Consider the following 24,360-nt stretch of genomic DNA (forward strand, 5'->3'; position numbering starts at 1 on the left):
ATATCAGGTTTAATGATCAGAAAGAACATTTCAGGTTCACACCAAAGCGCCGGGTAGTAGGCACTGCCAGGTTATCATATCCTTGCGAGTTGCCTACGCCCAGGGAGCTGACCTCCGGATCGAAATTGGTATATTTTGGAAAGTTGGGAGCGCTGTACCAGAGGTTACGACCCGTTACAGAAATGAAGGCAGCACCAAAGGGCGTTTTACCCAAAAGGCTTTTGGGCAATTCATAGCCAAATGCTATTTCGCGTAAACGGAATACTGTTGCATCGAATACCGATCCTTCATTGATACCACCATTGCCCGGGCCCATACTACCGCTGAAGAAATGATCTTCAAAAGACAATGCCACATTGTTAGGGATCTTATTTCCCCTTTCATCCAGCAGTGGTTTTTGTGTATTGATATCGCCTAATATACCGGGAGATACAATCATAAACTCCCGATTCTCCATATCGCGGGTAACACCGCGGGAAAGCATCTCTGCTACGGTACGCGAATACAGCTGTCCACCCTGTTTCCAATCGAACAATACATTGACGGAAAAGCTGCGGTAACGGAAGGTATTTGTAATGCCTACCATAAAATCCGGGTTGGGATTACCGATTGCTTTTAACGAACCCGATATCAGCGGTTTGCCGGTGTTAGGATCTATGAGCACGTTGCCTTCATCGTCCCGTGCATAGGCGGTGCCCTGGATCAAGCCGTAGGGCTGTCCTACCACATGCACGCTGCTGGTACCGTTAGTACCACCATAGCTGAAGCGTTCATATCCTCCGAGGTCCTGGATGATGTTACGGTTGCGGGTAAAGTTGGCTGATATTTCCCAGTTGAAACCGTTGTTGCTCTGGAAGGGTACACCTGTTACTCCGATCTCCACACCCTTGTTGGTGGCCTCTCCCAGGTTTAAGATCTGTGTGGTATACCCGGAAGAAGGCGCCGCGGTTACTTCAAAAATCTGCGAGGTACTTTTCTTATTGTACCAGGTAAAGTCAACGCCTATACGATTATGGAAGAATTGTAACTCTGTTCCTATTTCCAGTTCTGTGATAAACTCCGGTTTCAGGTTAGCATTGGTGAGCAGGTTGGCCTGTGTTACCACGTTGTATACAGCTCCTCCTGATGGCGTAAAAGGCAGTCCCACATTGGCGGGCGTGGTACTGGCGCCCAGGATAGGATTGACCTGGTAAAAGTTCTGCGTCTGGTATGGCGATGCTTCGTTTCCTACTTTCGTATAGCCGGCCCTTACCTTACCAAAGTTCAGTACATTTTTGGGCAGATGCAATGCTTCTGTAAATACCAGTGATCCATTTACACCGCCGTAGAAATAACTGCTGTTATTGGAAGGCAGGGTGGAAGAGATATCGTTTCGTCCTACAAAGTTGAGCGACGCATAGTTTTTATAGTCGAGGGTGATATCTGTAAAGAAGGCATAGTAGCGCTGTTTCAGGATATTCCGGTTATTGATCAGCTGTATCGGTGTAACAGAACTCGTGTTGTTCATGTCTATCAGATCAGCTACAATAATGTTATCTCCATAAAAAGCTTTCCGGTCTGTGAGCCGCTGGTTGACGTTATTTCCCAGGATGGCGCGCAGTGATATATCGGGCGTAAGTGGTTTGGTGGCGGTAACGAGCAAAGTATTATCCAGTTCCTGGCGGTAGATATTATCCGAAGTAATGCTTCCATTCGGATAGGAGGAACTGCCTTTGCCGCGTACACTCATTCTCCGGTCGGTGTAGGCATTGAAGCCCACGGTATTCTGTATATTTAGCCATGGCAGCGGATCAAAACCCAGTACCAGGTTACCATAGTAGCGGTCTACATCGCTGGTAGAGGGACTGTGTTTCACGGACCAGTAAGGATTATCCACCCCCGTGTAGTCGTATACGTTACTACCATCAATGGGGTTTTCGAAAGGATAATTGGTGAGGTCGTAGCTGGTAGGTACATACATCAGCGTAGACATGATAGAACCGGTAAGTCCACCCACCGGTGGTGTTTTCTGCCGGGTAGTCGCGTAGTTGATTGCACCGCTGGCATAGAATTTATTCTCCAGCCGGATGTTACCGCCGATGTTAACGGAGGTACGTTTGATTTCATTGCCGGGTACTACGCCCTGGTTATTGGTATTGGAAAAACCGGCGTTAAAGTTTCCTTTTTCACTGCCGGAAGAAATGGTGATAGCGTTTTCATATACACTTCCCTGCCGGAAAAAATTCTTCGCATTCTCTTTTGCATATGACTTATAAGGCACCTGTATGGGAGTGACGCCATCGGCTTCATAGAATTGCGGGAATACCGCAGCGCTAAACTGGCGTGTGAGCTGGTGAGGGATGGTTTTGCGTGTAGGCAGCAAGCTGGGTACGCCTTCGAACGGTTGTCCCCAGGAAGCGTATACCCCTTGACGGTAGTCGTTGTTGGTACCCTGACCGTATTTGGTTTGATAGTCCGGCAATCCGGATACCTGTTCAACAGAGTAGCCGGTGTTATAAGTGATCTCGGTACCTTTCCGACTTTTCTTTTTTCCGGCTTTGGTAGTAATGATAATGGCGCCATTAGCTGCGCGGGAGCCGTACAGGGCGGCTGCCGCAGCTCCTTTCAGCACCGTCATGGATTGGATATTGTTAGGATCAAGGTCGAAAGCGCGGTTGGTAACACCGGCGCCGCCTACGGTGGTAGCCCCCACATTGGCGAAGCTGGAGTTATCAAAAGGCACGCCATCCACTACAAATAAAGGTTGGTTGTTGCCATTCAGGGAAGAGTTGCCACGAATAGTGATATTGGTACCGCCACCGGCCACACCACCGGCCGATTGTACGTTTACACCAGCTACTTTACCCGTGAGCGCTCTTACCGGGTCTGGTTCCGATTTCTGGGCCAGCTTATCGGAAGTGATAGTACTTACGGAATAGCCCAGGCTGTTCTTTTGCCGGGCGATACCAGCGGCAGTGACTACAAAGTCCTGCAATTGCTTTACTGCGGCTTTTAAGCGGATAATACTGACATCTGACGCTTTTACTTCTGTGATGCTGTATCCCACAGCGGTGATCACCAATACGGCGCCTTCTTTTACTTTTAAGGAGAAGGTGCCATCGCCGGCGGAGGTAACGCCGTTAGCGGTTCCTTTTTCCATGATAGTTGCGCCGGGAAAGGGTTCACCTGTTTCGCTCAGTATTTTTCCTTTTACTACGATGTCTGCCAGCGGGAGGGTTGTCATCTCCGCGGGGAGGGAACGTTTTTCATTGTCGGTGAGCACGATGTAGCCATCATTCACCACGAAACCAATTTCCATGCGGCCCAGCAGGCGGTCCAGCACTTTACCCAGGGCTTCCTGGTTGGCACTGGCGCTTACTTTTCTGTCGAGCGAAATATGGCTGGAACTATACACAAACTTCACGTCTGCTTTACTATGGATCTCGTTCAATACGCCTTTCAAACTCATATCATCTGCCTGCAGCGATATTTTCCGGTCGAGGATACCCTGTGCATACCCGGATGTGGGAGTAGCGGTGCTAAAGAGCAACACACCTGTTATGACATAGATAGCTGTTACTTGCTTGCATTTGTACAGGAAGGCATTTGTTTTTAAATTTATGAGCATAGACCTTGTACTTTGTTAGATTTCGGAAAGAATTTGACAAAGGAATTCCCTTACCGCGCTATCACGCGGTGATAAAATGGGCTATTCACATAAGCTGGGGGGGACTGTCCCCCCTCCAGCTTTAGTTGGCAGAGATGTTAGCCATTGGGTTGTTTTTCTGTGTTTGTCCCGATTCGATAGTGGTTGATAACAAGTTCATTTTTTACTTTTTTTGTTTGAGTAAAATAGTTTTTCCCCTGATCTCGACATCCAGGTAGAGCGCCTGGCAGATCATATTCATTGTGTGTTGTAAAGACTGGTCGGTAAAATCAGCAGTGATTAGATTGGTGTTGATAACTGCATCCTGCAGTTGAATATTTACTTCAAATTTCTTTTCTATCCGTTGTAAAACGTATGGCATAGCGGCATCATTGAATGCCATATTATATTCTGTACCGTCCATGATTTCCTTGATCGGTGGCATACCGGTTTCCTGTTTTGTGATAGCGGCTGCCGGCGCAGAATAGATGGCCTGTTGCTCCGGGTACAACACCATTCCCGGTGAAGCTGGTGCACTGAGTGCAATCTTTCCTGTTAGTACCGTTACTTCTGTTTCCTTTCCTTTCTCACGGATATTAAAGCTGGTTCCCAACACAGTAGTCGTAAGGGATCCACACTTTACCAGGAAAGGATGCGTCGGGTCCTGGGCGATTTCAAACAGCGCTTCTCCTTCCAGTATTACTTCTCTTTTACCTGTGCCGAAGCTAACAGGATAGACTAAACGGCTTTCCCCTTTCAACCATACGATAGAGCCATCGGACAGGATATACTTTTTGGTATGACCAACAATACTTTTTGCGGCCACCAGGCGATGTGGTGCTACCAGGTTGAGTATACTGGTGCGGAACAGGGTACCGGAAGTGATCAGTATAGCAACACCGGCGGCTACCTTCCAGTAACGGAACAGCGGTCGTGCCAGGCTGCGTTGTTTCGTTTGTTGAATGCGTGCCATTAACTTTTCATATCCACCGGTGCGGGCATCTTGTTTTTCTTCCTCCGTTAATGTATCAAACGCATGTTCATCTCCGACAGCGTCCAGCCACTGTTCCAATTTCTCCGCTTCCGCCGGATCCAGCGTACCATCCAGGTATTTCCCGATTAAATTTTTAAAGTCCTGGTTGTTCATTCTTTTTTGTGCTGCTTAAATTTCACCGGGTAGTTAATCACATCCCCTATAGTTAAGTACACTGAGAAAGTTGTAACACCTATGTCTTTTAAAAAAAAATTTAAAAGTTATGGGAGATAGGAATGCGGGGGAATATAAATGAGGCAGATCCGGCCAGGGACAGGCATTACGGGAGATGAGGATGCAGGGAACACAACCTGCCTGCAACTACTGCCAGGGGCTTGTTTCCAGCACCAGCAGCACAATACACAGATGATGTCCCAGCATTGTTCTCAATTGCCGGAGTGCTTTGGTCAGATGATTTTCCACTGTTTTATGGGAGATGTTCAGCGTGCTGGCGATATCGCTAACAGATAGATGTTCATGACGGCTCATTCTGAATACCTGCTGACATTTCTCCGGCAGGCGGGATACTTCTTTCTCCATCCTGTTTTTCAGGTCTGTAGCAGCCATGTTTTCTTCATTGGAGTTGTCGGACATTTTTTCGGGATACTGCGCAAATTGGTGGGCATAGGTTTTACGAATGCGATCCGACTTAATATAATTCAGCAGCTGATATTTTACAGCGGTAAATAAATAGGCGGAGAGTGAATGGGTCAGTTGCAATTCTTTGTGCTTTACCCAAAGCGAAAAAAATACTTCCTGAATGATTTCTTCCGCAATTTCCTTACTCTTTAAGCGGTTGTACACATAGCCATATAAGCGGGGCCAATACTCCTGGTAAATAGCTTCATACACACTCATATCCCCCTCTTTTAACAAGGTAATGATGCCTGCCTCATCATAAACATTATATTTTTTCTTAATGTTCAATATTTTCGTCTATCCATATGCTACAACCATAAACAAACAAAAAAAATATCACTTTTCATAATTATTAGCTTCTATTTTATATCAAAACCAAGAAATAAATAGATTTTTTATAGATAACCGATTCATTGACATGATAAAAAGAATTTAGACAATCCAGTCATGTGCGGGTTATTATTTTTCCGGGAGATTTTTTCCGTACGATAACTTTTGTTCTAACAAACTCTCCATCCTTAACAATTTCCTAATCGGCCCTTAACACCTGCCTAACAATCTTCCCGGAACTTAGATATACCCTTACATGATTACATTACTACCCTCGGAAGCCCTGCCTGTTGTTTGTTCTACTAATGTTGATTGAGGAGGAAGGAACCTGAAACTCCTTCCTTTTTTTATTCCGGCCGCCAATCCCCTATCTTTACGAAATATTTTTTAGAGAATACTATGGGAACATCAATCACCTGCCCCAGCTGCAAACATCAGTTTGTCATGGAGGATGCATTCGCTGCGGACATCGAGAAGGAAATGAGAGGAAAAATGGAAGATGAATGGCGCCGGCGCCTTAAGTCGCTCCAGGATGAAAAAGATACCCTTCTCTCAGAAAAAAATAAAATGGCCCAGGAACGGCGCCAGATCGAAACACTAAAGCAACAACAGGAAGAAGAAGTTAATAAACGCGTGCTCGCGGAAAAAAAACGTCTCCAGGACTCCCTGGAGCAGGAGCTCCGTAAATCCATTACAGCTGATATGGATAACCAGATAGCCGTATTGCGCGAAGCTAACCAGGAACAGGAAGAGAAACTCAAAGAAGCCCGTAAACAGGAGCTGGAATTTCTGCGGAAAGAACAGGAACTGAATAACCGCGAGCAGGAACTGGAAATTAGTCTCCAAAAGAAATTACTGGAAGCCCGCTCAGAGCTGGCTGATAAAATACGTAAGGAAGAAGCAGAACGCAACAGCCTCAGAGATACAGAACACCAGTTGCGCCTGAAAGAGCTGGAGAAACAACTGGAAGACCAGCGCCGCCTTGCAGAAGAAATGAAACGCCGGGTGGAACAAGGCTCTACGCAGCTGCAGGGAGAAGTTCAGGAACTGGTGCTGGAAGAAATGCTGCGCGCCAACTTCCCCTTCGATGAAGTAACACCGGTAGGAAAAGGCGTACGTGGCGCGGATTGTATACAACTGGTCCGCAACCAATACGGACAGGAATGCGGCCGCATCATCTATGAAAGCAAACGTACCAAAGAGTTTATCAAAGATTGGGTAGAAAAGCTGAAAGCCGATATGCGCAGCCAGGGCGTTGATATAGCCATACTCGTTACCCAAACCATGCCTAAAGACATGGAACGTTTTGGTGAAAAAGACGGCATCTGGATCTGTACATTCGCTGAAGTAAAAGCCCTCGCTTATGTACTCCGCGATGGTATCGTTAAAATCTCCGGCAAGCTACGCTCCCAGGAAAACAAAGGCGACAAAATGCACATGCTTTATGAATACCTGACTGGCGGCGAGTTTGCAGAGCAATGGAAAGCCATCCGTGAAGGATTTATGTCCATGAAACTATCTATCCAACGTGAACGTGATGCCATGGAAAAATTGTGGAAATCACGCGAAAAACAATTGGAAAAAGTGTTGCTCAACGCAGCGCATATACGCGGATCTATTGAAGGCATTGCCGGCAGCGACTCTGTAGACCTGCAACTGCTCGAAGATGCAGCAGATGACCTGTTAGACTAACTTTTATTTCAATACTATGTCAGCAATTATTAACACCATCATCTTTGACCTAGGTGCTGTACTGATCGACTGGAATCCGCGACACCTTTATCGTAAAATTTTTTCTTCAGAAGAAGAAATGGAAATATTTCTGCGCGATATCTGTACTTCTGAATGGAATGAAACACAGGATGAAGGCAGAACCCTCGCGGCCGGCACCGAGTTACTGGTAGCACAGTTTCCACAACACGAAAGTAATATCCGCGCCTACTACGGCAGATGGACAGAGATGCTCAACGGAGAAATTGAAGGCACCAAAAATATATTGCAGCAACTAAAAGCTAGCGGAAAATATAAGCTATATGCACTCACCAACTGGTCCGATGAAACCTATCCCATTGCATTGAACTTATACCCTTCACTGCATTGGTTTGACGGTGTAGTAGTATCTGGTAGCGAGAAAATGCGGAAGCCGGCTCCGGCCTTCTTTCAGTTATTATTAGACCGATATCATGTAACAGCAGCCAACGCTTTATTCATTGATGATAACAAGCGGAATGTATTGGCAGCACGCGCATTTGGCATCGATAGTATCCTGTTTGAAGATCCACACCAGTTAAAAATTGAATTAGAAAATAGATCTATTAATATTTAATCCATTTTATTATTAATTGAATTGTTAACCCTTACATCACTTTAGGATTTCCTTAACACTGCACTGATAAACTTTCTGTAACAATCAACTATCTAAAACGTTCTAGAGAGGAACACGGAAACATGATTGTGAGGAATACCAACCTGTTGGATTTCATTATCGTTAACCTGTGAGAAATTATTTTTTAAATTAATACGCTAGGACATGAAAAAAACATTGTTTTTATTCAGTGCCGCTGCCGCCGTGGTAGCGATGGTTTCATTCAGCAGCTGTCGGAAAGATCCTTTGAAAGATATGACCAATGAAGAGTCCAGGATCTACATTACCAATCACGACAGTACCGCAAATTTCACCTCTTATTCAACTTTTAGCATAGTGGATTCTGTGGCTGTATTAACATTAAACAGTGATACCGCTAAGAAAGCATTAACAGACTACGATAAGAAATTGATTGCATCTGTTACTGCTGCCATGAAACAACGTGGCTACCAGTTAGTACCAAGGGCTTCCAAACCTGATCTGGCAGTGAATCTTACCCGTATCGACAACTCGTACTCCAGCATCTCCTGGAATCCAGGATGGTGGGGTGGCGGTGGCTACTGGGATCCTGGTTACTGGGGATTTCCAGGCGGCGGCTGGTACTGGCCTCCATACTATACCGTATACCGGGTAAACGAAAAACAGGTGGCTATTGACCTCTTCGACCTCAAAAATCCGAAAAACGGTAAGTTCACAGCAGTATGGAATTCACTGTGGCGTGGCTCAGGCGTATGGAACATTGATAACATTGACTCCATGGTACAGGCATCTTTTGCCCAATCCGCTTACCTGACTAAATAATTGATTTGAACTTTTTAAATGACAGGAAGATGAAAAAGATTATAAACTGGATATTGATTTTTGCAGGATGTTTTGCAGCGCAGACAGTATCTGCACAGGTTCGTCCACCGTTGTCAGTGGATATCAACTATTCTATTACGCAGCCACTGGGCTCTTTGAAAGATTATACCGATAAAACCAGCTTCCGTGGATGGAGTGCCGGACTACAATATTCGCTGAATGGCCAGTTGTCTGTTGGTCTCCGTTCCGGGTTCCAGGACTTTTATCAACGACTGCCACGCGCCGTATATCCCGATAAAACCGGCGATGTATCCGCGGTACAGTCACGTACCCTGCAGGTAATTCCTATTCAGGCCACCGTGAGCTACGCATTTACCAAACCCGAATCAGCAGTGATTCCATATGCTACTTTGGGTGTAGGTACAGCGAATATGAATTATGAAAAATACTGGGGTGAGTTTGTGGAGAAGAATAACACCTGGCAGTTCCTCGTAAGCCCCGAAATAGGCGTCAATGTGCCTTTCGGCAAGGCCTCCCCCGTAATGTTCAATGCAAATGTGCGCTACAACTATGCGCCATATAAATATGCGGATATTACCAATTTCAATACAGTACAGGGAAATATCGGGGTTAAGTTCCATCTGAACTAATACCTCTTTTGTCCATATTCTAAGAAAGAAAGCGTGAATGCACATCCCATCCGGCTTATGGCGGATGGGATTTTTTTTAGAACTCCATATATTGCTTAAATCCCTGGCTGAAAGCCTCTTTAATAGTACCGTCTTTATCCTTATAAATATAAATCGCCTCCAGTGCATATTCCGGGTGTTGAGCGATAAAAGCCAGCCCCTTCTCCACCCCCATTAAAATAAGCGGATTATCAAAAGCATCTGCCGTAAAACAATCTTTTGCAATCACCGTAACACTGATGATATTGTTATGCAACGCAATGCCTGTTAACGGATGAATTGTATGCGCAAAACGTGTACGTCCCTGGTCAAAAAAACGGCGATAATTTCCACTGGTGGCAATACCTTTACCAGGTAACCGTACCAGGCCCTGCACGGGCTCATATGTGGTATCTCCCGGCGACGGCCGCTCTATTCCAATACTCCATACCTTATGCTGATGATTGTGCCCTTTTGCACATAACTCCCCACCCACATCTACCAAGTAATTCTCTATCCCCCTGGACGCCAGGAATTGGCCCAATACATCTACCGTGTATCCTTGTGCAATACCATTACAATCTATTTCCACTCCTTTTTTGGTGGCATATAACCGGTCTCCTTTCACCCGGAGATAACGGGAACCTATATACGCCATGGCTGCTTTAATACTATCCGCAGGAGGCACTCCTTTGAAAGAAGGCTTGCTGACGCCGAATCCCCAGAGATATACCAGCGGCTTCACCGTAATATCAAATAATCCGTTGGTAGCCTTATTGGTAAACAATGCTTTTTTTATCACCGCCTGCATGTGTTCATCCATCTGCACTGCACCTGTTTCATTGAAACGATTGATCACAGAACCGGGCCTATACAAAGAAAGCGATTGGTCAATAACACGAAAAACAGAGTCTATCTGCGGCTGCAGCGTACTGGTATCTGCTGATAAATATTTTACGATGTAATAAGTTCCCTGCGCTTTACCTTCACATGCCACCAACTTCAAGGCCGGCTCCTGCTGCGCTTTTGCTACAATGCTTCCTAGCAGAAAAGCCGCTAACAATAATTTATTCATCTTATGTTTATTCATAAAAACAAAAGCTATTATAGTGAATAATAGCGAGAATTTCCGCCCTATTATCCGCTATAATAGCTTTTTGCTTTCGGCTTTATCCTTTATGCTTTATTTAAATGCGTCTAATCCCGTTACATCCATGCCCGTTATGAGCAGGTGTATTTCATGCGTACCCTCATAAGTCATCACACTTTCCAGGTTCATCATGTGCCGCATAACGGAAAACTCGCCGGTGATGCCCATACCACCTAACATAGTGCGGGCATTGCGGGCAATATTAGCCGCTACTTCGCAGGAATTACGCTTCGCCATAGATATCTGTGCAGGAGTAGCTTTACCTTCATTTTTCAGCACACCTAAACGCCAGTTCAGCAACTGCGCTTTTGTAATTTCAGTAATCATCTCTGCCAGCTTTTTCTGTGTAAGCTGAAAACCACCAATGGGGCGGCCAAACTGGATACGTTCTTTCGCATAACGAAGTGCCGTATCGTAGCAATCCATGGCAGCACCCAGGGCTCCCCAGGCAATGCCATAACGCGCAGAAGAAAGACAGGTTAAAGGCCCTTTTAATCCTTTGGCCTCCGGCAATATATTTTCTTTCGGCACACGTACATTATCAAACACCAGTTCACCGGTAGCGCTGGCACGTAAACTCCACTTTCCTTTTGTTTCAGGAGTGGTAAAACCAGGCATGCCTCGTTCCACAATGATACCGCGGATCACGCCCGCTTCATCTTTCGCCCATACTACCGCGATGTCGGCAAACGGTGCATTAGAGATCCACATCTTTGCGCCGTTAAGGATCACATGATCCCCGTCTTCCCGGAAGTTGGTAATCATGCCGGCAGGATTAGAACCATGATCCGGCTCAGTAAGCCCAAAGCAGCCCATAAATTCTCCTGTAGCCAGCTTGGGAAGATATTTCCGTTTCTGGGCTTCGCTACCGAACATAAAGATAGGATACATCACCAGTGAACCCTGTACCGAAGCGGTAGAACGAATACCGCTGTCGCCACGTTCCAGCTCCTGCATCATCAGTCCGTATGAAATATAATCCATTCCTCCACCGCCATAAGTGACCGGGATAGTAGGACCGAAACAGCCCAGTTCACCTAATCCACTGATAATTTGCGATGGGAAAGTGGCCCGCTGACAATAGTCTTCAATGATAGGGGATATCTCCTTCTTCACCCATTGCCTTACCGCATCGCGGGTCAAAAGGTGTTCTTCATTCAACAGGGCGTCTACATTAAAGTAATCGGGCGATTGAAACAGATCTTGTTGCATTAACTACAGGTTTATTACCGAATATAAGCAATTAGGAATTACGAAGCAGGAATTACGGGGGAAGGCTTGAAAAACGCAGACCGGCCCGCTACGACTGCACAAATAATGCATGCTGCTGCAAAATCTTCGCCGTTGAACGCGGGTTATTTCACAGCAAGTTAGTACCTTACAATCAAATCAGAGAGCTATGGCAAGCAAAGTTATACCTGCGCTTTTGCTGTTGGGATTTTTAGTCATTGTGATGTTATCATTTCACCCCACACCATTACAATCCGTTGCACTCCACGTGCTACCCCCAAAAGTCAAATCTGTCGCAACTCCGGAATTTAAAAAATACTGGATGGTTTTTCTGAAAAAAGGTCCACAACGCAACCAGGATTCACTGGTAGCCGCAAAAATCCAACAGGACCATCTTTCCAACATCACCAAAATGGCCGAAGCCGGCAAACTATTGGTAGCGGGCCCTTTTGGCAATGATGAAGACCTCCGTGGTATTTTTATTATGAATTGTAAAGACAGCCTCGAAGTTGTATCACTGGTAAACGCAGATCCGGCGGTAAAGGCCGGCAGGCTGGTATTTGAGGTTAAACCGTGGTGGACAGTAAAAAATGCGGTATTTAAGTAATAGCATAAAGCAGAAAGCGTAAAGCAAAAAGCTATTATAGCGAATGATTAAAGCGGATTTTTTAATGTTACGCTTTAATCATTCGCTATAATAGCTTTTTGCTTTACGCTTTCTGCTTTCTGCTTTATGCTAAACAGCCGCTGCAATCTTATTCAGGTACCCTGCCATTTCCTGTTGATATTTCAGGGCTTCATTTCTGGCATCGGTCGCAAAATCTTCTCCGTTTCCGGCATAAATAATAGCGCGGCTTGCATTTACCAGCAACCCGCAATCCTTATTCATGGCCTGGGTGGAAATTTCCTCCAGGCTACCTCCCTGTGCACCTACACCGGGTACCAGGAAGAAGTGATCCGGCACCAGTTTGCGAATATATCCCAGTTGTGTAGACTGCGTAGCTCCTATCACAAACATCAGGTTATCCGGTGTACCCCATTCCATACCAGCCTTCAATACTTTTTCAAACAGGAATTCATCGCCTACCTGCTGCATCTGAAAATCCTGGCTGCCTTCATTGGAGGTTAGTCCAAGCATGATAGCCCATTTTTCAGGAAACTGTAAGAACGGCAGTACACTGTCTTTTCCCATATAAGGCGCTACTGTAACAGAGTCGAACTTATAAGTGTCGAAAAAAGTTTTCGCGTACTGGGTAGAAGTATTGCCAATATCGCCGCGCTTTGCGTCTGCAATAGTGAAAATACCGGAAGGGATATACTCGATGGTACGTTGTAAACTTTCCCAGCCACGGATCCCCATACTTTCGTAAAAGGCCGTATTAATTTTGTAGGCTACGCAAAGATCTTTGGTAGCGTCAATAATCGCCTTATTAAAGGCAAACACCGGATCTGCATGTGAAAGCAGGTGTTTTGGAATCTTTTGTATGTCTGTATCCAGTCCTACACATAAGTATGACTGCTTTTCCTTAATCAGATTCACCAATTCCTGTCGATTCATAGTCGGTTAATTTGGGGCGCAAAGTTAAGTAAAACTTAAGTATTGGCGCTGCTTAAAACATATTATGATTACCTGTTATGGCGGTAATTAAAGATAATCTTTTTCATGAAAGCGAAAAGCAAAAAGCTATTATAGCGAATGATCAAAGCGTAAACATTAAATATCCGCTTTGATCATTCGCTATAATAGCTTTTTGTTTTTCGCTTTATGCTTTCTGTTAAACAATAATATCTACAATCTTAGTTGGTGCTATATTGGCATTACGCATAGCAATAGAACGGGCGGCGGCCCCGGCAACATCCAGGAATGCTTTGCGGGTCAGCTTTTCATCACCGGCCATAGCAGGCACGCCATCGTCTCCACCTTCGCGGATACTTTGTACCAGTGGTATCTGACCGAGGAATGGTATTTCCAGCTCCTCCGCCAGGCGTTTACCACCTTCTTTACCGAAAATATAATATTTGTTTTCGGGCAGCTCTGCTGGCGTGAAATAGGCCATATTTTCCACTAAACCGATGATAGGCACATTAATTTGTTGTCCCTGGAACATGGAGATACCTTTTTTAGCATCTGCCAGCGCCACATCCTGTGGAGTGGTAACAATCACCGCACCAGTAACAGGTACGGTTTGTACCAGTGTCAGGTGGATATCACCGGTGCCTGGAGGCATGTCAATGATCAGGTAGTCCAGTTCATCCCAGTATACATCCGTAATAAACTGTTTCAGTGCACTGCTGGCCATGGGTCCACGCCATACAACTGCCTGTCTTTCATCGATCAGCAACCCAATAGACATTACCTTGATGCCGAATTTTTCGATGGGCTGAATCATGCCTTTGCCGTTTACGTCGACCATCATTGGTCTTTCGCCACGTACACCAAACATGATAGGAACAGAAGGACCATAAATATCCGCATCCATCAACCCTACTTTAGCGCCATCTCTACCCAGTGCCAGCGCCAGGTTAGCCGCCACAGTAGATTTACCTACGCCTCCTTTACCGGAAGCCACCACGATAATATTTTTCACATTAGACAGTACACCTTGTCCATTGGCTCTTTTGGTGTTCACGTTGGCGGTCATCACTACCTCTACCTGCGCCTCTTTGCTCACCATCATATGAATGGCGTTTACACAGGCATTCCGGATCAGGTCCTTTAACGGACATGCCGGCGTGGTTAATATGACAGTAAATTTTACTTTATTGCCATCAATTTCTATATCTTTTACCATGTTCAGCGTAACGAGATCTTTCCCCAGATCTGGTTCCTCTACGTTGCTCAGGGCCTTTAAAACCTGCTCTTTCGTGATCATAAATTGTTGTTAATTTTGAATCCAGACAGCAAAGTTAACCCAATTGGGATTTAATTTACAATTTCTCTGGGCAGCTGATCAACTGCATGGAAACACGTAATTAAATTTTTATATCTTAGGGCCGGCATGCATCAGAAAAGATCCTACATACTGTCACTCATCATTGTTTTCCTTTTGTCTCCCTTCCTACTGAGAGCACAGATTTCGGAATTCAAAGACAGCGTTATCCAGATTTCAGGTATTACCATGACGGCAGACAGCCTCCGGGCCATCCCTGCAGTAAGTATATTAGTGAAAGGTCAGGGACGGGGTACTATCTCCAACAGGTCAGGTATATTTTCTATCGTTGCGTTCAAAGGCGATACCCTCTCCTTCAGTGCAGTGGGCTTCAAACATAAAAACTACCGGATACCACCCGATATCAAGGGGAATAGCTTCTCCCTGATACAACTGATGGTGGAAGATACCACCTATCTCCCGGTAACTATTATCAAACCTTATCTTTCCAAAGAAGAATTTGAAAGGGCATTCGCTAATGCAGACATACCCGACGATGCCTACGAAGTAGCCCGTAAAAACACCAATAATGCCAGGCTCCGTGCCATGGCCCGCTTCACCCCTGTTGATGGACGGGAAGGCGTAAATCAATACTTCAATAAACAGGCACAAAATCTCTACTACGCAGGCCAGCCACCACCACAGAATATCTTTAATCCGCTGGCATGGGCGCAATTCATACAAGCCTGGAAGCGTGGCGACTTTAAACGTAAGGATGAAAGTTACGGTAACTAGATAACTAGTTTGTAATGGGTAATTCTTTAAATTAGTGCCCGATTCATTTCAGACAAATCACTACACCATGCAAAAAATTGCGGTCATCGGCGCCGGTACCATGGGAAATGGTATTGCGCATGTATTTGCTCAACACGGCTATGCCGTTACTTTAGTAGACGTATCTGCTCCTGCACTGGATAAGGCGCTGCAAACCATTACGAAAAACCTCGACAGACAAGTTGCCAAAGGCACCATCACAGAGGACGTAAAAACACAAACCATCAGCAATATATCCCTGCAAACGGATCTCGCCGCTGGTGTGAAAAACGTTTCCCTCGTAGTAGAAGCCGCCACCGAAAATATTTCACTGAAACTGAAAATATTCCAGGACCTCGATCAACACGCGCCGGCGGACGCTATCCTCGCAACCAATACTTCTTCCATTTCCATTACTAAAATTGCTGCTGCCACCAAACGACCAGCAAAAGTAATAGGCATGCACTTCATGAATCCTGTACCAGTTATGAAACTGGTGGAAATCATTAATGGCTATGCTACTGATAAAGCTGTCACCGATACCATTGTGGCGCTCTCAGAAAAACTGGAAAAAGTACCCTGCGTTGTAAACGACTACCCGGGATTTATCGCTAACCGCATCCTCATGCCAATGATCAATGAAGCTATCTGCTCCCTGTTTGAAGGAGTAGCCGGTGTAGCAGAAATTGATACTGTCATGAAACTCGGTATGGCGCATCCCATGGGACCATTACAGTTGGCGGATTTCATCGGGCTGGATGTTTGTCTTTCTATCCTGCAGGTATTGCACGATGGATTTGGCAACCCTAAGTATGCCCCCTGCCCCCTGTTGGTAAATATGGTAACTGCCGGCTACCTGGGCGTGAAAAGTGGAGAAGGATTTTATAAATATACTGCCGGTAGCAAAGACCTGGTAGTCAGCGAAAGATTTTCTTAAGAGGTGAAAGCATAAAGCACAAAGCATAAAGCTATTGAGGCGAATGATCAAAGCGAATTAATATCCGCAATGATCATTCGCCTCAATAGCTTTATGCTTTGTGCTTTATGCTTTCACCTTCTTAATAACGAGACCGTAAATATCCCCCAACCGCAGGAGACACAGTTCTTCGCCGGATTTGGGTATGCCGATTTCCATCTCACAAAACAATTGTAATTCCTGGGAAATAACGGTGCAGTTATTTTGTTTTACTACCATCATTACATCATTCATGATGGTATAGTCAAAGCTGAGATGATATTTGCTTTCTATATTTTTCTGGATTACCGGAATCAACTGCAATACCATGGCAGCGCTCATTTTGTAGGCATTGATTAAACCGGGTACACCGAGCAGGCTACCGCCAAAATAGCGGACCACTACAATCAGCACATCCGTGATCTGCTTGCTGTCTATTTGCCCGAGAATCGGTTTGCCGGCAGACCCGGAAGGTTCACCATCGTCGGCGGCCCTGAACTGTAGGCCAGCCGTACCCAGGCGATATGCATAACAATGATGCGTGGCTTTGGGATGTTCTTTCTTTACTTCTCCGAGGGCTTCTTTTACTTCCTCAGGAGTTTTAACAGGAAAGGCATATGCGAGAAACTTGCTGCCCCTGTCTTTAAATTCTGCTACTGCTGTTTTATCAATTGTAAAATAAACCTCCATCAATATCATTTAAACGCGTACTCAAAAAAACTACGCCCGATTATAAAAATCAATCTTATCGCCATTTACCAGCATCGTGTCCGCACGGGTAGCATTGGTCAACGTGGGCGCCATCCGTCCGTTGGGCAGTGTAACCGTGCCCGTTATAATGCGGGCTTCATCCCATAATCCGGCATCAATAAATTGCTGTAATAAATGGGGACCACCTTCTACTAAAATGCTCTGTATTTGCCGTTGATGCAGTTGTTTCAGCAGTGCCGGCAACATGTCCGAAAAATCCAGCTGCATCGTTTCGGTGAGCCCGTGTGTTTCTGCCGGAGCAGTGGTCAGGAAGATGGTAGGAATGCTACCGTCCCACAGGTGATGGGTACGCGGCACTTTACTTTCCCGGTCTATGACCAGTCGTACCGGATCTTTGCCTGTCCACAGGCGGTTATTGAGGCGGGGGTTATCCAGCAGCGCTGTTCGGGTGCCTACCAGGATTCCCATTTCCTCACTGCGCCATTTGTGCACCAGCCGGTCGCTATACGGATTGGAAATCTTTACCGGAGCGCCATCCGCAGCAGCCATGATGCCATTACTTCCCTGTGCCCATTTCAACACAATATACGGTCGTTGCTGTTCATGAAAAGTAAAAAAGCGGCGGTTCAGATAGCGGCATTCGGCCTCCAGCATGCCTGTTTGCACATAAATGCCTGCCTTTTGTAACTTCTCAATGCCCTTCCCGGCCACGGCAGAGAAGGTATCTATGCAACCAATCACCACTTCCCTAATACCCTGTGATACGATCAAATCGGCACATGGAGGGGTTTTCCCGTGATGCGCACATGGCTCCAGGCTTACATACATAGTGGCTAGTGGGATCAGCGAGCGGTCTTCCGGTGCTACGCTGTTCACACAGTTCACCTCCGCGTGAGCCTGTCCATACTGCTGATGATAACCCTCTCCGATGATCCGTCCCTGGTGCACCAATACTGCACCCACCATTGGATTAGGTGCTACCTGTCCTGCCCCCATCAGGGCGAGCTCCAGGCAGCGTTGCATAAAAAATTCATTGAACGTGCTATTCATATATACCGGCCGATGTAATATTTTTGCAAATGTATTCGTTTTTAGCCAGTGGAAAATGCCACTTCCCCAGGTTTGCATTTTCCCACTTATATTCCTTAAACTTTATATATTGACTATACAAACGGCCTTTACCTATATTACAGGTGCCATCAGTGAACTATATGATGAGCGGGAAGCCGCCAACATAGCGCATATCATCATGGAATACCTGACCGGTATGAGCAAACTGGATCGTATTGTGCACAAAACAAAGATCCTGTCGCCAGATCAGAAGCAACGTCTGAAAGAAGCTATAGAAGCACTGCAGCGCCACGAGCCGGTGCAATACATTACAGGCACGGGCTGGTTTTACGGTATGGAACTGCTGGTGAATAAAAATGTGCTGATTCCCCGCCCGGAAACAGAAGAGCTGGTAGAATGGATGGTACAGGATGCTGCCCACCGGCATCGCCTGCACCTGCTGGATATTGGCACTGGTAGCGGATGTATCCCGCTGGCCCTGAAAAAATCATTGCCGGATGCTGTAGTAACCGCCGTAGATGTAAGTGAAGGCGCCCTGGAAGTGGCCCGCAGCAACGCTGCCCGTCAACGGCTGGAAATCAGCTTCCTGCAGTTGGATGCGCTGAATCCCACACAGGTAGCCTCCCTGCCGGAATCAGATATGATTGTCAGTAATCCCCCCTATATTACACAAAGCGAACAAAAAAATATGCAGGAACTGGTGTGGGGCTTTGAGCCCTCCCTTGCCCTCTTTGTACCTGATAACGATGCCCTGTTGTTCTACCGCCATATCTCCATCATGGCTAAAAATAAGCTCGTTCCAGGAGGCTCCCTCTATTTTGAAATCAACGAAGCACTCGGTAAAGAAGTAGTAGCACTCATGGAGTCACTGGGCTTTGCAGATGTGGTGTTGAAACAGGATATGTTTGGGAAAGACAGGATGGTGCGGGGAAGCATAAAATATAAAGCATAAAGCACAAAGCATAAAGCTATTGAGGCGATTGATCAAAGCGAATTAATATCCGCAATGGTCAATCGCCTCAATAGCTTTATGCTTTGTGCTTTATGCTTTCTGCTACTATTTATGTGCTGTGGCCAACACCACCTTTGCTCCCATTTCCCTCGCTACTTCCATTACATTCACCACATCTTCTACGGGTACAGATTTCTCTGCATTGATCACAATGGTAGGATCTACCTTTTCATTGCCAATAGAAGGCGCCAGGGCCTGTTTCAGGTTATCAAACGGCACTTTGTTGGTACCCACAAAAAACTCCCGTTTTTCATTGATACTCACTACCACCGTTTGCTTGGCTTTTGTATTGCTCTTGGCTTTGGGCAACAGCAGTTTAATAACATTCGGATTAGCCAGTGTGGAAACAATCAGGAAAAACAACAGCAGAATGAACAAGATGTCATTCAGCGCCGAGTTGTGCATTTCCACCTGCCTTTTATTTCGCCTGCGTAAATTCATGATAGATGGTTTTAGCGGGTGGGTTCCTGCAGGATATCGATGAATTCAGCAGAAGCGCCTTCCATCTTATTTACTACTTTATCAATTTGTGCATTCAGGTAACTGTAGCCGATAAATGCCACGATACCGATGATTAATCCCGATGCAGAGGTAATCATCTTTACATAGATACCGCCTGCAATAGTTCCCAGTGTAATATCTGAGGTAATAGAGATGTTGAAAAAGGTTTGGATCATCCCTGCAATAGTACCCAGGAACCCGAACATAGGCGCAATACCTGCGATAATAGACAGGATCACCAGGTTCTTTTCCATCCGGTAAATTTCCAGTTTCCCCACATTTTCCATGGATTTCTCAATATTATCGATCGGCTTGCCGATACGCTGTATCCCTTTCTCAATCATACGGGCAATAGGTCCTGGCGTATTTTTAGCCAATGAACGCGCCGACTGCATATTACCGCTGGTGATCTGATCACGGATCATCGGCATAAAGTTATCAGGCAGTTTACCAGCTTTGGCAATAGTAATGGCCCGCTCCACAAAAACATATACTGCTACCAGCGACAAGATGCCCAATGGGATCATCAACACACCACCCTTCATCAGCATGTCAATCAAATGAATCTCCGGAGGAGGTGCAGTAGCAGCAGAAATACCCTGTGCAACGGTATCTGCTTTGGGACGTAATAAAGAATCCTGTAATAATGTAATTAAACCTAACAACATGAACTATATTTTAACGGGTGCGTAAGTAGAACACTACTATAAACGGTTAAAGTAATAAAATATTTGCGAAAGTTCACGCAAAGGAACAAAGGAGCAAAGACGCTAAGATTATTTTTATCTTATTACATTTCTTTACCTCTTTGCTCCTTCGCTTCTTTGCGTGCAATTTTTTACGCCTTCTCTTCCCAAAGCTGTGCCAGATATACAATTGTTTGCACTGCTTTCTGCATATCCTGTATGCTCACATATTCATGCTTACTATGTAAGGCCATTTCCCCGGTGAAAATATTCGGGCAGGGCAATCCCATAAAAGATAAACGGGAACCATCCGTACCACCGCGGATACTCATTCTCAGCGGCTGTACGCCGGCACGACGGATCGCCTCCGCTGCATAAGCTGTCACTTCCGGGTGATGCACCAGCACCTCTTTCATATTGCGATACTGCTCGGTTACCTTCAGCGTAGCTTTTGCACCATGGTACTTATCCAACACCTTTTCCATGATACGACGCAGATAAGTTTCATGGGCCTCCAGGTGCGCCGTTTCAAAGTCACGGATGATAAAGTCAATCTCCGTTTTCTCCACATTTCCCTGTACACGCACCGGGTGTATAAATCCTTCCCTGTCGTCGGTCGTTTCAGGAGACAGGCTGTCCTTCGGTAACGCATCTACGATTTCTGCCGCAATCTTAATAGCGCTGATCAGTTTATCTTTGGCGGCTCCGGGGTGTGCGCTCACACCATAAACGGTGATCCTGGCACCGTCAGCAGAAAAGTTTTCATCTTCCAAAGAGCCCAGCTCACCACCATCCATGGTATAACCAAAGCTGGCAGCCAGTTTCTTCATATTTACTTTTTCTACCCCGCGTCCTACTTCCTCATCTGGTGTAAACAAGATACGGATAGCACCATGTTTTACTTCCGGGTGAGTCACCAGGAAGTGAGCAGCATCCATGATCTCAGCTACACCAGCTTTATCGTCTGCACCCAGCAGGGTGGTACCGCTGGCAGTAATAATATCATCTCCCTTTTTGCTGGCGAGGTAAGGATGTTCTTTCGCACTGATCACTACGGTTTCATCATCCGGCAATGCAATATCACCTCCATCATACTGGTAATGCACAATGGGTTTCACGCCGGTGCCACTGCTGTCGGGTGAGGTATCCACGTGAGAACAAAAACAAATCACTGGTACCTGTTTGTCGGTATTTGCAGGAATAGTAGCATACACATAGCCATGCTCATCCAGCTCTGCATCTGTAATGCCCATCTCATGTAATTCCTGTACCAGCAGGCGTGATAAATCCTTTTGCTTTTCCGTTGTCGGAAAACTGTTGCTCATCGGATCTGATTGCGTATCTATTTGTGCATAGCGCATGAAGCGCTTGTCGACTGTGTAGGAGTAATTTGTAAACATATTGCAAACCTAAGGAAAAACACCTATACACCCCCTGCCGTAAATTATTCTGTTTTACCACCGCTCACAATACTCTAAAAAGTAATTTATTCTGTTTTAATATAATTTTTTAAGACAAAAATCTAAATATTCACAATAACTACGAACAAACAAACAATAATAATAGGTTTGCAAAGAATAAAACATATCCTACATATGCTCACCAATATTGCGGGCTACCCTAGAATAGGCAGCCAACGGGAACTGAAAAAGGCTTGCGAAAATTACTGGGCCGGAAAAATTTCACTGGAAAGACTGGAACTAACGGCAAGGCAGCTACGAAAAGAAAACTGGACATTACTACAGGAAGCAGGCATAGACCTGATTTCTTCCAACGACTTCTCTTATTACGACCAGGTACTCGATATGAGTATGACCGTAGGTGTGATTCCCTCCCGCTTCCAGGCGCTGCGGGACACCTTCGCCAACCCTAACTGCCCTGAGCTGTATTTCGCGCTGGCAAGAGGTTACCAGAAAAATAATTTTGATATCACCGCCCTGGAAATGACGAAATGGTTTGATACCAATTACCATTACCTGGTGCCGGAATTTGAGTCCCGCCAACAATATGCGCTGCATAATCCCAAATGTGTACAGGAATTTAAAGAAGCACTCAGCCACGGCATTACCACCAAACCTGTGCTGATAGGCCCTGTAACGTTTATCCTGAGTGGTAAAATAAAAGATGCGGAGTTGAGCCACGACACTTTACTGGAAAAACTGTTGCCAGTATATATCCAGCTCCTCACCGCCTTACAGGAAGCCGGCGCTACCTGGGTACAACTCGACGAACCTTCCCTGGTAACCGACCTGGAACCGGCTGCAAAAGCACTATATGACACCGCTTATACCGCTATCCGCGCTGCATTACCTGACCTGAAAATTTTACTGGCTACTTACTTTGGCGGGCTGGAAGACAATACAGAATTGGCTTTACAATTACCGGTATCCGCATTACACATTGACCTGGTACGGGCGCCGGAGCAACTGGATACAATACTGGCGGACCTGCCTGCAAATAAACTCCTCTCCCTCGGTGTAGTAGACGGACGTAATATTTGGAAAAACGACTATAACGCATCTCTTGCGCTTATCCGGAAAGCCATTGCGCAGATCGGTGAAGATCGCCTGCTGCTGGGCACTTCTTGCTCATTACTGCATGTGCCATACGACCTGGATGCAGAAACTGCCCTGTCTCCGGAAATTAAACAATGGATGGCCTTTGCCAAACAAAAAGTGGGCGAAGTAGTTGCATTGAACCGCATTATTGCAGGTGATACCACTTTGCTGGCAGACAATGAAAAGGCTATGAACAGCCGCAAGACTTCCGCCAGCATACATCTCCCGGCTGTAAAGGACAGGCTTAAACAGGTAACTACCGCCGATACCCAGCGCCATAGCACGTTTGCTCATCGCCAGTTGTTACAGCATGCAGTGCTGCAATTGCCTTTATTCCCTACTACTACTATCGGCTCTTTCCCACAAACGACGGAGATCAGGCAACTGCGCGCCGATCTGAAAAAAGGTGTGATTTCCCAGGAAACCTATGATGCCGAAATCCGTAGTGCTATTACCGACACCATTTACCGCCAGGAAAACCTGGGCCTGGATGTATTGGTTCATGGCGAGTTTGAGCGGAATGACATGGTGGAATATTTTGGTGAACAACTCGATGGATTCACCTTCACACAAAATGGATGGGTACAAAGCTACGGCACCCGCTGCGTAAAACCACCGGTTATTTTTGGAGATGTGCAACGTCCCCGGCCAATGACGGTAGCCTGGAGCCGCTATGCTCAATCACTCACCAACAAACCGGTGAAAGGCATGCTCACAGGACCTATCACTATTTTGCAATGGTCTTTTGTAAGAAATGATCAACCCCGCATGGATACTGCATTTCAGTTGGCGCTCGCCATCCGCGATGAAGTAAAAGACCTCGAAGATGCCGGTATTACCGTGATCCAGGTAGATGAACCTGCCCTGCGCGAAGGCCTGCCACTCCGCAAAGCACTGCGTGCCGCCTACCTGGAAGACGCCGTGAAAGCCTTCCGCCTGGCAGTTTGCACGGTGGATGACGCCACCCAGGTACATACACATATGTGTTATGCAGAATTCAATGACATCATCGAACATATTGCCGCTATGGATGCAGATGTGATTACCATTGAAACCTCCCGCTCCCAGATGGAACTGCTGGAAGCCTTTGCTCACTTCCGTTACCCCAACGAAACAGGGCCCGGCGTATACGATATCCATTCGCCAAGAGTACCTACGGTAAAAGAAATGGAAGCATTACTGGAAAAAGCAGCCCAATTGCTGCCGGCCCGTAATATCTGGGTAAACCCCGACTGTGGCCTGAAAACGCGGAAATGGGCGGAAACAGAAGCCGCACTCCGGAATATGGTTACCGCCGCCAAAAATGCAAGGATAAAGCAGACAGTGAGTTGCTAAAACCTTC

Annotated in this window: 21 protein-coding genes; 9 read left to right on the plus strand and 12 right to left on the minus strand. The window is 46.0% G+C overall.

The features are described from left to right. Nucleotides 1-16: 16 nt before the first annotated feature. From J7623_RS02705 to J7623_RS02715, 3 genes are all read right to left on the minus strand, one after another. A complete protein-coding gene (locus tag J7623_RS02705; RefSeq protein WP_291916897.1) occupies nt 17-3,607 on the minus strand; it encodes a SusC/RagA family TonB-linked outer membrane protein in 3,591 nt (1,196 codons plus the stop codon). Nucleotides 3,608-3,809: 202 nt separating this feature from the next. Then, on the minus strand, nt 3,810-4,772 hold the full coding sequence (locus J7623_RS02710) for a FecR family protein (protein WP_291916899.1): 963 nt from the start codon (nt 4,770-4,772) through the stop codon (nt 3,810-3,812). 207 nt (nt 4,773-4,979) lie between these two features. After that, nucleotides 4,980-5,585 (minus strand): RNA polymerase sigma-70 factor, encoded by a 606-nt coding sequence (locus tag J7623_RS02715; RefSeq protein ID WP_366838151.1) that lies wholly within the window; start codon nt 5,583-5,585, stop codon nt 4,980-4,982. Nucleotides 5,586-6,071: 486 nt separating this feature from the next. Here J7623_RS02715 and J7623_RS02720 point away from each other — a divergent pair, with 486 nt between their 5' ends. The 4 genes from J7623_RS02720 (at nt 6,072) to J7623_RS02735 (ending at nt 9,443) form a co-directional block, all read left to right on the plus strand. Then, entirely contained in the window at nt 6,072-7,319 is a 1,248-nt protein-coding gene (locus tag J7623_RS02720) for a DUF2130 domain-containing protein (RefSeq protein WP_291916901.1), read from the plus strand. Between the two features lie 16 nt (nt 7,320-7,335). Beyond that, the gene (locus tag J7623_RS02725) at nt 7,336-7,953 is read left to right on the plus strand and encodes an HAD family phosphatase (protein WP_291916903.1); all 618 of its coding nucleotides are present in this window, start codon (nt 7,336-7,338) and stop codon (nt 7,951-7,953) included. Nucleotides 7,954-8,157: 204 nt separating this feature from the next. Continuing rightward, nucleotides 8,158-8,793, plus strand: a complete 636-nt coding sequence (locus tag J7623_RS02730) for a DUF4136 domain-containing protein (RefSeq protein ID WP_291916905.1) — start codon at nt 8,158-8,160, stop codon at nt 8,791-8,793. 29 nt (nt 8,794-8,822) lie between these two features. Next, a complete protein-coding gene (locus J7623_RS02735) occupies nt 8,823-9,443 on the plus strand; it encodes an outer membrane beta-barrel protein (protein ID WP_291916907.1) in 621 nt (206 codons plus the stop codon). 76 nt (nt 9,444-9,519) lie between these two features. Here J7623_RS02735 and J7623_RS02740 read toward each other — a convergent pair whose 3' ends face one another. Together J7623_RS02740 and J7623_RS02745 are read right to left on the minus strand one after the other, a co-directional pair. Continuing rightward, nucleotides 9,520-10,551 (minus strand): FAD:protein FMN transferase, encoded by a 1,032-nt coding sequence (locus J7623_RS02740; protein ID WP_291916909.1) that lies wholly within the window; start codon nt 10,549-10,551, stop codon nt 9,520-9,522. A gap of 93 nt (nt 10,552-10,644) precedes the next feature. Further along, entirely contained in the window at nt 10,645-11,823 is a 1,179-nt protein-coding gene (locus J7623_RS02745) for an acyl-CoA dehydrogenase family protein (protein ID WP_291916911.1), read from the minus strand. Between the two features lie 340 nt (nt 11,824-12,163). Between J7623_RS02745 and J7623_RS02750 the strand changes: the two genes are divergently transcribed. Then, nucleotides 12,164-12,448 carry a YciI family protein gene (locus J7623_RS02750; protein WP_291916913.1) on the plus strand — a complete coding sequence of 95 codons (285 nt, stop codon included), beginning with the start codon at nt 12,164-12,166 and terminating at the stop codon, nt 12,446-12,448. Nucleotides 12,449-12,577: 129 nt separating this feature from the next. Here J7623_RS02750 and pyrF read toward each other — a convergent pair whose 3' ends face one another. Next, complete coding sequence (gene pyrF, locus J7623_RS02755) at nt 12,578-13,399, minus strand: orotidine-5'-phosphate decarboxylase (RefSeq protein WP_291916915.1); 822 nt, start codon at nt 13,397-13,399, stop codon at nt 12,578-12,580. 217 nt (nt 13,400-13,616) lie between these two features. Further along, nucleotides 13,617-14,714: an Mrp/NBP35 family ATP-binding protein gene (locus tag J7623_RS02760; RefSeq protein WP_291916916.1), complete on the minus strand. Its 1,098-nt coding sequence runs from the start codon at nt 14,712-14,714 to the stop codon at nt 13,617-13,619. Nucleotides 14,715-14,840: 126 nt separating this feature from the next. On the opposite strand from J7623_RS02760, the gene J7623_RS02765 reads away from it, so the two are divergent. Together J7623_RS02765 and J7623_RS02770 are read left to right on the plus strand one after the other, a co-directional pair. Then, on the plus strand, nt 14,841-15,506 hold the full coding sequence (locus tag J7623_RS02765; RefSeq protein WP_291916918.1) for a carboxypeptidase-like regulatory domain-containing protein: 666 nt from the start codon (nt 14,841-14,843) through the stop codon (nt 15,504-15,506). Nucleotides 15,507-15,573: 67 nt separating this feature from the next. After that, nucleotides 15,574-16,461, plus strand: a complete 888-nt coding sequence (locus J7623_RS02770; protein ID WP_291916919.1) for a 3-hydroxybutyryl-CoA dehydrogenase — start codon at nt 15,574-15,576, stop codon at nt 16,459-16,461. 105 nt (nt 16,462-16,566) lie between these two features. Here J7623_RS02770 and J7623_RS02775 read toward each other — a convergent pair whose 3' ends face one another. Both J7623_RS02775 and ribD read right to left on the minus strand, forming a co-directional pair. Continuing rightward, nucleotides 16,567-17,169, minus strand: a complete 603-nt coding sequence (locus tag J7623_RS02775; RefSeq protein WP_291916921.1) for a YigZ family protein — start codon at nt 17,167-17,169, stop codon at nt 16,567-16,569. A gap of 30 nt (nt 17,170-17,199) precedes the next feature. Continuing rightward, nucleotides 17,200-18,318, minus strand: a complete 1,119-nt coding sequence (gene ribD / locus J7623_RS02780; protein ID WP_291916923.1) for a bifunctional diaminohydroxyphosphoribosylaminopyrimidine deaminase/5-amino-6-(5-phosphoribosylamino)uracil reductase RibD — start codon at nt 18,316-18,318, stop codon at nt 17,200-17,202. 31 nt (nt 18,319-18,349) lie between these two features. On the opposite strand from ribD, the gene prmC reads away from it, so the two are divergent. Further along, on the plus strand, nt 18,350-19,213 hold the full coding sequence (gene prmC, locus J7623_RS02785; protein ID WP_291916925.1) for a peptide chain release factor N(5)-glutamine methyltransferase: 864 nt from the start codon (nt 18,350-18,352) through the stop codon (nt 19,211-19,213). 105 nt (nt 19,214-19,318) lie between these two features. Here the strand turns inward: prmC and J7623_RS02790 are convergent, their stop codons facing one another. The 3 genes from J7623_RS02790 to pepT form a co-directional block, all read right to left on the minus strand. Next, complete coding sequence (locus tag J7623_RS02790) at nt 19,319-19,714, minus strand: biopolymer transporter ExbD (RefSeq protein ID WP_291916927.1); 396 nt, start codon at nt 19,712-19,714, stop codon at nt 19,319-19,321. A gap of 11 nt (nt 19,715-19,725) precedes the next feature. Next, nucleotides 19,726-20,442 carry a MotA/TolQ/ExbB proton channel family protein gene (locus J7623_RS02795; RefSeq protein WP_291916929.1) on the minus strand — a complete coding sequence of 239 codons (717 nt, stop codon included), beginning with the start codon at nt 20,440-20,442 and terminating at the stop codon, nt 19,726-19,728. 170 nt (nt 20,443-20,612) lie between these two features. Next, nucleotides 20,613-21,860: a peptidase T gene (gene pepT / locus J7623_RS02800; RefSeq protein WP_291916930.1), complete on the minus strand. Its 1,248-nt coding sequence runs from the start codon at nt 21,858-21,860 to the stop codon at nt 20,613-20,615. A gap of 195 nt (nt 21,861-22,055) precedes the next feature. Here pepT and metE point away from each other — a divergent pair, with 195 nt between their 5' ends. Continuing rightward, on the plus strand, nt 22,056-24,353 hold the full coding sequence (gene metE, locus J7623_RS02805) for a 5-methyltetrahydropteroyltriglutamate--homocysteine S-methyltransferase (RefSeq protein WP_291916932.1): 2,298 nt from the start codon (nt 22,056-22,058) through the stop codon (nt 24,351-24,353). Nucleotides 24,354-24,360: the final 7 nt, after the last annotated feature.

This window comes from Chitinophaga sp. (genome assembly GCF_017745275.1).
Taxonomy (GTDB): domain Bacteria; phylum Bacteroidota; class Bacteroidia; order Chitinophagales; family Chitinophagaceae; genus Chitinophaga.